General features: G+C 61.1%; 10 protein-coding genes. 6 read left to right on the top strand and 4 right to left on the bottom strand.

Features of this window, described 5'->3' with window-relative positions:
- The first annotated feature begins 203 nt into the window (after nt 1–203).
- On the top strand, nt 204–629 hold the full coding sequence (locus QOC89_RS03350) for a VOC family protein (protein ID WP_323043725.1): 426 nt from the start codon (nt 204–206) through the stop codon (nt 627–629).
- A gap of 96 nt (nt 630–725) precedes the next feature.
- Here the strand turns inward: QOC89_RS03350 and QOC89_RS03345 are convergent, their stop codons facing one another.
- A complete protein-coding gene (locus tag QOC89_RS03345; protein WP_323043724.1) occupies nt 726–1,283 on the bottom strand; it encodes a YaeQ family protein in 558 nt (185 codons plus the stop codon).
- Nucleotides 1,284–1,434: 151 nt separating this feature from the next.
- Complete coding sequence (locus QOC89_RS03340; protein WP_323043723.1) at nt 1,435–2,412, bottom strand: LysR family transcriptional regulator; 978 nt, start codon at nt 2,410–2,412, stop codon at nt 1,435–1,437.
- Between the two features lie 175 nt (nt 2,413–2,587).
- On the opposite strand from QOC89_RS03340, the gene QOC89_RS03335 reads away from it, so the two are divergent.
- The 5 genes from QOC89_RS03335 to QOC89_RS03315 all read left to right on the top strand — a co-directional run bounded on the left by QOC89_RS03335 (nt 2,588) and on the right by QOC89_RS03315 (nt 9,891).
- On the top strand, nt 2,588–4,036 hold the full coding sequence (locus QOC89_RS03335) for an aldehyde dehydrogenase family protein (protein ID WP_323043722.1): 1,449 nt from the start codon (nt 2,588–2,590) through the stop codon (nt 4,034–4,036).
- Nucleotides 4,037–4,320: 284 nt separating this feature from the next.
- Nucleotides 4,321–5,325, top strand: a complete 1,005-nt coding sequence (locus QOC89_RS03330; RefSeq protein WP_323043721.1) for an arabinose ABC transporter substrate-binding protein — start codon at nt 4,321–4,323, stop codon at nt 5,323–5,325.
- Between the two features lie 123 nt (nt 5,326–5,448).
- Nucleotides 5,449–7,008 (top strand): L-arabinose ABC transporter ATP-binding protein AraG, encoded by a 1,560-nt coding sequence (gene araG, locus QOC89_RS03325; protein ID WP_323043720.1) that lies wholly within the window; start codon nt 5,449–5,451, stop codon nt 7,006–7,008.
- 97 nt (nt 7,009–7,105) lie between these two features.
- Nucleotides 7,106–8,110, top strand: a complete 1,005-nt coding sequence (gene araH, locus QOC89_RS03320; protein WP_323043719.1) for an L-arabinose ABC transporter permease AraH — start codon at nt 7,106–7,108, stop codon at nt 8,108–8,110.
- A gap of 47 nt (nt 8,111–8,157) precedes the next feature.
- A complete protein-coding gene (locus QOC89_RS03315; RefSeq protein ID WP_323043718.1) occupies nt 8,158–9,891 on the top strand; it encodes an IlvD/Edd family dehydratase in 1,734 nt (577 codons plus the stop codon).
- 251 nt (nt 9,892–10,142) lie between these two features.
- On the opposite strand, the gene sap1 is transcribed toward QOC89_RS03315, so the two are convergent.
- Together sap1 and QOC89_RS03305 are read right to left on the bottom strand one after the other, a co-directional pair.
- Nucleotides 10,143–10,481 (bottom strand): surface attachment protein Sap1, encoded by a 339-nt coding sequence (sap1, locus tag QOC89_RS03310; RefSeq protein ID WP_323043717.1) that lies wholly within the window; start codon nt 10,479–10,481, stop codon nt 10,143–10,145.
- Nucleotides 10,482–10,925: 444 nt separating this feature from the next.
- The coding region (locus QOC89_RS03305; RefSeq protein WP_323043716.1) for a GNAT family N-acetyltransferase at nt 10,926–11,110 on the bottom strand (185 nt) is incomplete at its 5' end.

Raw genomic sequence — 11,110 nt, 5'->3', positions numbered from 1 at the left:
ATGTGTATATTAGTACTTGTCTCCTCCATGTCTCCTCCTGATATGGATTCAGCCCGCTCCACATAGAGCGGGCTTTTTTTCGTCTGTAGGTTTCTGATCCGTCCCTCGAGGCTGGTTAACCACCACGCTCGCCCCGCCTTCCTTTCTCCTACACTGATGGCTGCTATTCATCCATTCTGCGAACCAGGCAAGGGGCGTTGAAAATGAGAATCCACATTCGCGAGATCGATCACATCGTCATTCGGGCGTCGAACGTTCCGGACATGACGCGCTTCTACTGCGAGGTGCTCGGTTGCAGCGTCGAAAAGGAGCAGGCCGATCTGGGCCTGACGCAATTGCGCGCGGGGCGCTCGCTGATCGACCTGTTGAAGGTCGGCGCGAAGCTCGATCACCCCGAAAACGGCGTGCCGGGTGCGGGGCGGAATATGGATCACCTGTGTTTGCGCGTCGACCCTTTCGACGCCGAAGCGCTCAAGGCGCATCTGGCCGAACACGGCGCGCGGCCCGGCGAACCGGCTTTACGCTATGGCGCGGACGGATTCGGGCAGTCGCTGTATCTGTTCGACCCGGAGGGCAATATGGTCGAACTCAAAGGGCCGCCCGAAGCGGCGCGTGTGACATCGCTGTGACGGATATGGCCTCAGGCATGCGGCGGATCTAACAGGCCAGCGTCACGACAGACAGACGCGAAACAAGCCGCAGACGGACTCCGCGGCAACCTGACGCTACCAGGCGTTGGCGGGCGCTTTCAACACCGTCCACTCGATTTTCACCGCGTCGGCCTCTGCGCTGCCAAGCCATGCCTCGCCGTCCTGCACGGTGCATTGCAGACGCATGGTCCGCTCGGCGAGCTTGCCGAGCGCGGCGGCGACGTCTTCGCCGAGCGTCCACACCGTCACGTTGCGCATCCGTTCCACCTTGCTGCGCACACCTTGCCACCAGATATCCGAGGTGCGGCCGCCGTAGGCGATCACGATCACCTCGCTCGAGCGGCCGCTCGCCTTGGCGATGCGGCGTTCGTCCGGCTGCCCGACTTCGATCCAGGTTTCGATCGCGCCGGTGAGGTCCTTCTGCCACAAATCCGGCTCGTCGATATCCGACAAACCTTTGCAGAATTCAAGACGTTCCTGCGCGAACAGCGCGAATGCGGCGACCCGAACCATCATCCGTTCGTCGGTTTCCGAGGGATGGCGGGCGATCGTCAGCGAATGGTCGGCGTAGTAGTGCCGGTCCATGTTGGCGATCTGGAGTTCCGCCTTGTAAATCGTCGATTTGAGAGCCATGCCGTTGCTAAACCAGGCGCTCGCTCCACCGGAGCGAACAGAAAAAGAATCGTCGACGGCTCGTTGCCGTTTTCCGTGTTTGTTGTACATCTTGTGTTCCTCCCGAGCCGACGTCCGGCTGCAATTGCGACTATCGCAACGAGAGAAGCATTTACCGCGCCACTGCCGTCTCGAAAGCGCTGCCGTAGACCTCGGCAGCGGCTTCCCGCAAGGCTCCCAGCACGACGGAGGCCGCCGGCGAAAGCAGATGGGACTGGCGCGTGATGATACCGAATGTATCCATTCTGCACGGTAAATCGATGGGTAGCTGCTTGAGAACCCCGTACTGTTGGTATTGACGCGCCACTTCGTCAGGTAAAACCGCCAACATATCGCTTTGGAGCAATAAACTCGAAATCGCCAGAAAGTTGTTGGTATTGACCACGTTTTGGGGCGGATTAAGTCCGATCTGCGAAAACATCAGGTCAAAGCGATGGCGCAAAACGCTGCCTGGCGGGTGCAAAACCCAACTCGCGTTGACGATTCCCCGCAGTGTCAAACCTGTTTCATTTTCGAGAGGATGTCCGGGACGCGCCACCACGCATAGCGGTTCGTCGGCGAGCGGCTCGTAACGGACTTCGGCCTTGAACTGGTTTTGCCGCTCCAATACCCGGCCGATCATGACGTCCAGTTCGCCCTCGGCGAGCCTTGGCAGCATCACGTCCGACGTCTCCACCTCCACCCAGATTTGCAACTGCGGATAGCGTTCTTTCACGCTGGCAATGGCACGCGGCACCATCGTCGCGGCGGCCGCGGCGATCACGCCGATGCGCACCTGGCCGGCCAGACCGGCGCGCAGCGCGGAGATCTCGTCGTGCGCGTGGCTGAGATTCGAGAGCACCATGCGCGCGTGACGGATCATCACTTCGCCGTACAGGGTGGCGTGCATGCCGTGCGGGGTGCGGTCGAACAGGCTCACCTCCAGCATGTCCTCCAGCTCTTTCAGGAGCCGCGACGCGGCGGGCTGAGTCATGCCGAGCACGTCGGCGGCACGCCGCACATTGCCCTCCTCTTCCATCGCCGCGAGCAGCAGCAACTGCCGCGTCTTGAGCCGCGCCCGCACGAACCAGTTCGAGTAGCTACGCGTCATGGCCTGTCTCCGTATGCGGCCTGAGGCCGTCTGTCAGAACGATTTGCCGTCGTGAGTCTCCATCATGCCATATCGAAATTGATATCGGGATGGCCTAAAAAGGGATTGGAAAGTTATTGGGACGGCTCATACCATTCGTGGACTTTATGAGCTTCCCATGTGACGTCCTCCCTCGATGAATCGCGATCCGCTCGTTCCCCTCGTGGCCAGTCCGTTCCGCCATTACATCAATGGCGGTTGGGAGACAGGCGCGACCACGGGCGTGTCGCTCAATCCGTCGGATCTGGATGAACCGGTCGGCGACTACGTGCGAGCCGACGCGAGACAGACCGATACCGCGATCGAAGCGGCCAGCGCGGCTTTTCGCGAATGGTCCGTGGCTTCGGCACAGCGCCGCTCGGATGCGCTCGATGCGATCGGCAGCGAGATGCTCGCGCGTCGCGATGAACTGGCCCGGCTGGTTGCGCGTGAAATCGGCAAGACGCTGCCGGAAGCCTTGGCCGAAGCAACACGGGCCGGTCAGATCTTCAAGTTTTTTGCCGTCGAGGCACTGCGCGTGTTCAGCGAGTCAGGGGCGTCAGCGCGCGCCGGTGTCGAGATCGACGTGACGCGTGAACCGCTTGGCGTGATCGGCATCATCGCGCCGTGGAGCGCGCCGTTTGCGCTTGCTGCCGTGAAGATCGGCGCGGCCCTCGCCCACGGCAATTGCATCGTCTACAAACCAGCCGAATCGGCGCCCGCTTGCGCGGCGGCATTGGCGTCGATCGTGAGTCGCGCCGGTTTGCCGGCCGGCGTATTCAACCTCGTGATGGGCAGCGGGCGGCAGGTCGGCGCGCGGATTGCCGCGCATCCGTCGGTGGCGGCCATCAGTTTCACCGGGTCGGCGGAAACCGGCACACGTGTCCTGCAGGCGGCGGCTGCGAGGCAAGCGCGCGTGCAGCTGGAATTTGGCGGCAAGAATCCGCTCGTGGTGTTGGGCGACGCCGATTTCGAAGCCGCCGTCGAGGCCGCGCTCAGCAGCGCCTATGGCTTTGCCGGACAACGCGGTACGGCCGCATCGAGGTTGATCGTCGAACGTGCCGTGTTCGAGCCGTTCGTCGACGCATTGCAGACGAAGCTCGCCAGGCTCAGCGTCGATCACGCGCTGAAGCATGGCACGGATATCGGCCCGCTCGCCAATGCCGCGCAGTTGCAACGCAATCTCGACTATGTGCGTGTCGGTCAGCAGGAAGGCGCGCAATTGCTGCACGGCGGCCGTCAGCTTGAACGCGCAACCCGCGGCTACTTTTTCGAACCGGCTTTGTTTGTGGGCGAAGCCGAACACCGTATCGCGCGAGAAGAAATTTTCGGTCCGCTCGCGGTGGTGCTGAAGGCCGACGACTACGACCACGCACTGCATCTGGCGAACGACACCGCCTACGGTTTATGCGCCGGCATCTGCACACGCTCGCTGAGTCACGCGCGGCATTTCCGCCGCCACGTGCAGTGCGGCCTCGTCACCATCAATCTGCCGACGACTGCCGTGGAGCATCACACGCCCGGCGGCGCTCGCAAGGCGTCGGCCTACGGCGTCACCGATGCAGCCTTCTGGACGGCCGTGAAAACGGCCTACGTGGCGAGTTGACGGCCGTGGGACGCGCTCAATTCGCTACTTTTCACACGGCTCAGTCCGCAGGGCGTTGCCGTGCCCGCGCTGCCATGTCTCAGTCCGATGGGCAATACCGCACTCAAGTTGCCGTGGATCTCGTAGTTCACCCGGCCACGAATCTCGCCGCCCTGTGCGCCGCAAATTGCATCGCTCGCGCTGCCGCCCACCCTAACGTTCACCTACGTCCGGGCTAACACCGCCGTGCATTCCCCGCTGCAAACAAACGAAACCAGTGCAGCTTTTCAACTGAGGAGACAAGTATGACCAGCAAGCTTCGCCGTTTGACGCTATCCGCAATCGCCGCCGCGACCCTCGCCGTGCCCTTTGCCGCACAATTTTCCGCGCACGCGGACACGCCGTTGAAAGTCGGCTTCCTCGTGAAGATGCCGGAACAGGCATGGTTCATCAACGAACAGAAAGCCGCTAGCGCGCTCGGCCAGAAGGACGGCTTCTCGGTGGTCAACATCGGCACGCCGGACGGGGAAAAAGTGCTCGCCGCAATCGATAACCTCGGCGCGCAAGGCGCCAAAGGCTTCGTGATCTGCGCGCCCGACGTGCGGCTCGGACCGGCAATCCAGGCGCGCGCGAAGCGCTACAACATGAAGTTCGTCACCGTCGACGACCAGCTGGTCGACTCCACCGGCAAGCCGCTGCCGAACGTGCCGCATCTGGGCATGTCCGCCTTCAAGATCGGCAATCAGGTCGGCACCGCGATTTCTGACGAGATGAAACGCCGCGGCTGGAAGCCGGAAGAAGTCGGCGCACTGCGCATCACGAACTACGAACTGCCGACCGCCAAACTGCGCACCGACGGCGCGACGGAATCGCTGTTGGCCGGCGGCTTCAAGAAGGAAAACATCTTTGACGCCCCGCAAAAGACCACCGATGACGAAGGCGGATTCAATGCATCGTCGCCGGTGCTCGCGCAGCATCCGAACATCAAGAAGTGGGTGATTTTCGCGCTCAATGAGGAAAGCGTGCTGGGCGGCGTGCGCGCGACCGAACAGCTGCACATTCCGGCCGCGGATGTGATCGGCGTCGGCATCAACGGCGCCGGCGAAGCGTTCGCCGAATTCCAGAAGAAGGAACCGACGGGCTTCTACGGCACGATCGCCGTGAGTTCGACGATGCACGGCAAGGAGAGCACGGAGAACCTGGTCGAGTGGATCAAGGCCGGCAAGCAGCCGCCCGCCGACACGCAAACCACCGGCAAGCTGATGGTGCGCGGCAACTGGCAGGACGTGCGTAAAGAGCTCGGTATTTAAACGGTATTCGAGTCTGTGCGCTGCGGGCCCTTATCACGTCCACGTTCACGCTCATGCTCGTGCTCGTGCTCGTGCCGACGTGAGATCGGCCCGCACAGCTTGTCCACCCGCTAGAGGCTTCCCATGACGGTTTCTCACACTGGCGAAATGAGCCACGCGGCGCCGCCCGCACAAGCGCCCTCGCCTGCGCTTACGTCGGCGGATTCGTATCTGCAACTCGACGGCATCACGGTGCGCTTTCCCGGTGTGCTCGCGCTCGACCAGGTGTCGCTCGACGTGCGGCGGGGCGAAGTACACGGCTTGATGGGCGAAAACGGCGCCGGCAAATCGACGCTGCTCAAAGTGCTGTCCGGCGTGAATCAGCCGGCGGCGGGAACGTTGTCGCTCGATGGTGTCGAGCAGCAATTCACCACCACCAAGGCGGCGATTGCGGCGGGCGTTGCGATCATCTATCAGGAACTGCATCTGGTGCCCGAGCTGACGGTTGCCGAAAACCTGATGCTCGGCGCCCTGCCCAATCGCTTTGGCGTGCTGGATGAGAAGGCGCTAATCGCACATGCGGTGCGCGAGCTGGAAAGACTCGGTGAAAAGATCGATCCTTCACAGCAGGTGAAAAATCTGTCGATCGGTCAGCGGCAGATGATCGAAATCGGCAAGGCACTGATGCGCGATGCGCGTGTGATCGCATTCGACGAGCCGACCAGTTCGTTGTCGTCGCGCGAAACGACGCAGCTGTTCCGGATCATTCGCGCATTGAAGGCCGAGGGCCGCGCGATCATCTACGTCACGCACCGAATGGATGAAGTCTATGAACTCTGCGATCGCGTGACGGTGTTCCGCGACGGCCGCCGCATCGAGACGTTCGAGGCCGGTGAAGGACTCGATCGGGATCGTTTGATCAGCTGCATGGTGGGCCGTTCGATTGCCGACGTGTACGGCTATCGCGCACGCGAACTCGGCGACGTGCAGCTCGACGTCAAGGCATTGATGGGACGCGGCTTGCGCGAACCGGCTTCGTTCAAGGCGCGTAAAGGCGAGATCCTCGGCTTTTTTGGCCTGGTTGGCGCGGGACGCTCCGAGTTGATGAAACTCATCTACGGCGCGGTCAAACCGGCTGCCGGCGAGATCACGCTCAAAGGCAAGCCGGTGCGCTTCGCCACGCCGCGCGACGCGGTGCGCGCAGGCGTTGCGCTGTGCCCGGAAGATCGCAAGCAGGAAGGCATCGTTTCGATCGCCTCGGTGTCGGACAACCTCAACATCAGTTGCCGCCGCCACTTCAGCCGCTTCAACGTGCTCAACGGCCGCAAGGAAGCGCAGACCGCGAAAGAGTTCATCGGCAAGCTCTCGATCAAGACGCGCAACGGCGACACGCCGATCGGCACGCTCTCAGGCGGGAACCAGCAAAAGGTGATTTTGTCGCGCTGGCTCGCCGAAGACATCGACGTGTTCCTGATGGACGAACCCACGCGCGGCATCGACGTCGGCGCGCGCAGTGAGATTTACGGCCTGCTGTATGGGCTCGCTGAAGCGGGCCGCACGGTCATCGTGGTGTCGAGCGATCTGGCCGAAGTGATCGGCGTGGCGGATCGCGTGATCGTGATGAAGGAAGGCCGCATTGTCGGCGATCTGCCAAAGGCGCAGGCCACGCCGGATGCGCTGATCAAGCTCGCGCTGCCCCGCTAGGCACGCCCTGCCCGATCAGCCACGTGAAGGCCAGCGAAGGCAACTGAAGGTAACTGAAGGCATCTGCATCGCGCCATAAAAACGGACTAGAGACATCATGCACACACCCTCAACCGACTCCTCCACGCCAGCCATCGCTTCCGCGGGCTTGAGCGCGCGCGCCGCGCGCACCTGGGACCTGATCAACAAGTCCGGCATTGTGATGGTGTTCATCATCCTGTTTGCGGCTTTGTCGTTCACCGTGCCGGAGTTTTTGAGCTCGCGAAACATCCAGGGCTTGTTGCTCTCCGTCACGCTGATTGGTTCGATATCCGTAACGATGATGTTCGTGCTCGCGCTGGGCGAAGTGGATTTGTCGGTGGCGTCGATCGTTGCATTCGCGGGCGTGGTCGCGTCGACCTTGATCACCGCGACGCATAGCGTAACGCTCGGCATCGCCGCCGGCGTGCTCGCGGGCGGCGCAGTCGGGCTGGTCAACGGCGTGCTGGTCGCGCGCTACAAGATCAACTCGCTGATCGTCACGCTGGCGATGATGGAAGTCGTGCGCGGCCTCGCCTACATCACGTCGAATGGCGACGCGGTGATGATCTCGGAAGAGCGTTTCTTCGACCTTGGCGGGGGCGCGTTCCTCGGCATTTCGTATCCGATCTGGAGCAATATCGTCGGCTTCGTGCTGTTCGGTTTTCTGCTGAAGAAAACCGTGTTCGGCAAGAACGTGCTGGCGGTCGGCGGCAATAGTGAGGCCGCTTTGCTGGCGGGCTTGCCTGTCACCCGTATCAAGATCACAGTGTTCGTATTGCAGGGGCTGGTAACGGGCTTTGCAGGCGTGATGCTGGCGTCGCGCATGAGTCTGGGCGACCCGAAAACCTCGGTCGGTCTCGAACTCGGCGTGATCTCCGCATGCGTGCTCGGCGGCGTATCGTTGACGGGCGGCGTCGCGACGATTTCCGGTGTGCTGGTCGGCGTGCTGATCATGGGCTCCGTGCAGGACGCGATGAGCCTGATGAACGTGCCGACCTTCTATCAATACCTGATTCGGGGCGGGATTCTGCTGCTCGCGGTGCTGTTCGATCAGTTCCGCCGCAGCAAGCGCGTGCATTGATGCGCTGACGCGCGCCCTTCATTACATGCTTGCCAACAGGAGATTTCATGGCTGATTCGAACCAGACTAAAAAGCCGCTGCGCAGCCAGGCGTGGTTTGGCCTCAAGGACCGCGACGGTTTTCTGCATCGCTCGTGGATGAAAAACCAGGGCATTCCGCACGACGAATTCGATGGACGTCCGGTGATCGGCATCTGCAATACGTGGTCGGAACTGACGCCTTGCAACGCGCATTTTCGCGAGCTCGCCGAGTACGTGAAAAAAGGCGTGCACGAAGCCGGCGGTTTGCCGCTCGAATTTCCGGTGATGTCGCTCGGCGAAACCAATTTGCGGCCTACCGCAATGCTGTTTCGCAACCTCGCTTCAATGGACGTCGAGGAGTCGATTCGCGGCAATCCGATGGATGGCGTGATTCTGCTGGTCGGCTGCGATAAGACCACGCCTGCGCTGCTGATGGGCGCGGCGTCGTGCAATCTGCCCGCGCTGGCTGTTTCCGGCGGCCCGATGCTCAATGGCCGTTTTCGCGGCAAGAACATCGGCTCCGGTACGGGTGTCTGGCAGATGTCCGAGGAAGTGCGCGCCGGCACGATGACGCAGGAGGAATTTACCGAGGCCGAGTCGTGCATGAACCGCTCGCGTGGCCACTGCATGACGATGGGCACCGCGTCGACAATGGCGTCGATGGTCGAATCGCTCGGCATGGGCTTGCCGCACAACGCGGCGATTCCCGCGGTCGATGCACGCCGGCAAGTGCTCGCGCATCTCGCGGGGCGCCGCATTGTCGATATGGTTCGAGAGGACCTGACAATGGACAAGATCCTCACGCGTCAGGCGTTTGAAAACGCGATCCGGACGAATGCCGCGATCGGCGGCTCGACCAATGCGGTGGTGCACCTGATCGCGCTCGCAAAGCGCATCGGCGTCGAGCTTTCGCTGGAAGACTGGGAGCTCGGCTCGAACGTCCCGTGTCTCGTGAATCTGCAACCGTCCGGTGAATACCTGATGGAAGACTTTTACTACGCGGGCGGTTTGCCGGCCGTGCTGAAGCAACTCGGTGAACAAGGGCTCCTGCATAAAGACGCGCTGACGGTCAACGGCAAGACGCTCTGGGACAACGTGCGCACCGCGCCGAATCACGACGAGAAGGTCATCACGACATTCGCCGAGCCGTTCAAGCCCAAGGCCGGCATTGCGGTGCTCAAGGGCAACCTGGCGCCGAATGGCGCGGTGATCAAGCCTTCGGCGGCCACCGCGCATCTGCTGAAGCATCGCGGTCGCGCGGTGGTGTTCGAGAACATCGAGGAATTGCACGCGAAGATCGACGACGAGTCGCTCGATATCGACGAACACTGCATCATGGTGCTCAAGGGTGCGGGGCCGAAGGGTTATCCGGGTTTTGCCGAAGTCGGCAACATGCCGCTGCCGAAGAAGGTGCTGCAAAAAGGCATCACGGACATGGTGCGTATCTCCGACGGCCGCATGAGCGGCACGGCCTACGGAGCGGTGGTGCTGCACGTGTCGCCGGAAGCGGCCGCGGGCGGCCCGCTCGCGTTCGTGCAAACCGGCGACATGATCGAACTCGACGTGGAAGCGCGCCGTCTTCATCTGGACGTCACCGACGCCGAACTGGAACGCCGCCGCGCGGCCTGGCAGCCGCCTGCGCCGCCCACGCGCGGATACTACAAGCTCTACGTCGAACACGTGCTGCAAGCCGACCAGGGCGCGGATCTGGACTTTCTGGTCGGATCGAGCGGCGCGCCGGTGCCGCGCGATTCGCATTGATCGCCGTTTGAACGGTTAAGGGTTGTTCCTGCGCTTAGCGAGAAGGCGTACTGCCGATGCGGATCGAAACGCCGCATCGGCTTTTTTACCGGCTTCGCATCGCAGAAAAGGCGAGCGGAAATAAAATCGGCCGGACATTTCAATGTCCAGCCGATTTTCAACTCACAAGTTCACCAGCTCAGGCTTTTTAGCCGGAGGATTGGCGGCACAAAATGAAACTCCGGCATTCCGCCGAAGCGTTGGCGTTTAGCTTATTGTTTGATGAATCGATCGTTTGCCCATAGGCCTTGCGTATCGCTATTGGCGGAATTCACGAATTCCACGTCATGGCCGACCACGCGCACTACGCGGAAACTCGAATTTTCCGGGGTGGAAACGCATTGATATCCGGAGAAGAGTTCCTGCATTTTTTGCTGTTCACCGGCTTGAGCATGCTGGTCGGCGGCGTCTAGCTTGTCCTTCGACAGGCAGCCATACCCGTTAGCCTTGAACTGGATGGTTTGCTGTGGCTTGACCATCATGTCTTGCGCTTGCACAGAAGCGGCAGCCAAACCCGCAATGGCGAAAACAAGGGCGATTCGCGTTTTCATATTTTCCTCCGGTGCGGGTTGAATACTCAGGTTAGCTATGTATTTAACTTTAACGTCGAACCCGCACCTTGCACTTTAGGAGAACGAGCAAGAACGACAAGCACATCTTGTGTGCGGTCGCAACAGCGACGAATTGTCGCACCACCTGTCGCGCCTGCTTGAATCGTGAACAGCGGCTGAATCAGGAGGAAATGCAACCGATAACTAAAGGACGAGTGGGGCACGCCGTATTAACCAGTAAAGCTTTGCGGAGCGTATTCGCGTAAACGCGGGGGCTCTAATTAAGTGAATTAATACAATGATCAGATGCACTTGGTGCAATGCACACAAAGTCATTCACCCGACTAATCAAAAATCAGGAAATAACGGTGTACGTGCAGAAGATAAAAGGTGCCAGGTACGCGTGGCGCCGCCGTATGACGTACCTGGGCGCCGCAGTCGAGGTCACTCGCCGAGCTGACTGATCTTGAAGAACTCGGACTGGAACATGCACATGCGCAAGGCATTGTGATAGCTGCCATTGCCGAAAAACTCTTCGATCAGTTCAGCCTCATGCCGGAAACCGCACTTCTCATAGACGTGGATGGCAGCGGTATTCGACTTGTCCACGATCAGGTAGACCTTGCGCA

The organism is Paraburkholderia sp. (assembly GCF_034668105.1).
GTDB lineage: Bacteria > Pseudomonadota > Gammaproteobacteria > Burkholderiales > Burkholderiaceae > Paraburkholderia.
The sequence above is the reverse complement of the archived record's forward strand: the minus strand, read 5'-3'. Positions and strand labels throughout refer to the sequence as shown.

What these genes read in the sequence shown, in the direction of transcription:
- QOC89_RS03335 (WP_323043722.1), top strand. Translation starts at nt 2,588, where the DNA reads ATGAATCGCGATCCGCTCGTTCCCCTCGTGGCCAGTCCGTTCCGCCAT.
- QOC89_RS03330 (WP_323043721.1), top strand. Translation starts at nt 4,321, where the DNA reads ATGACCAGCAAGCTTCGCCGTTTGACGCTATCCGCAATCGCCGCCGCG.
- araG (WP_323043720.1), top strand. Translation starts at nt 5,449, where the DNA reads ATGACGGTTTCTCACACTGGCGAAATGAGCCACGCGGCGCCGCCCGCA.
- QOC89_RS03345 (WP_323043724.1), bottom strand. Translation starts at nt 1,283, where the DNA reads ATGGCTCTCAAATCGACGATTTACAAGGCGGAACTCCAGATCGCCAAC.
- QOC89_RS03340 (WP_323043723.1), bottom strand. Translation starts at nt 2,412, where the DNA reads ATGACGCGTAGCTACTCGAACTGGTTCGTGCGGGCGCGGCTCAAGACG.
- QOC89_RS03350 (WP_323043725.1), top strand. Translation starts at nt 204, where the DNA reads ATGAGAATCCACATTCGCGAGATCGATCACATCGTCATTCGGGCGTCG.
- sap1 (WP_323043717.1), bottom strand. Translation starts at nt 10,481, where the DNA reads ATGAAAACGCGAATCGCCCTTGTTTTCGCCATTGCGGGTTTGGCTGCC.
- QOC89_RS03315 (WP_323043718.1), top strand. Translation starts at nt 8,158, where the DNA reads ATGGCTGATTCGAACCAGACTAAAAAGCCGCTGCGCAGCCAGGCGTGG.
- araH (WP_323043719.1), top strand. Translation starts at nt 7,106, where the DNA reads ATGCACACACCCTCAACCGACTCCTCCACGCCAGCCATCGCTTCCGCG.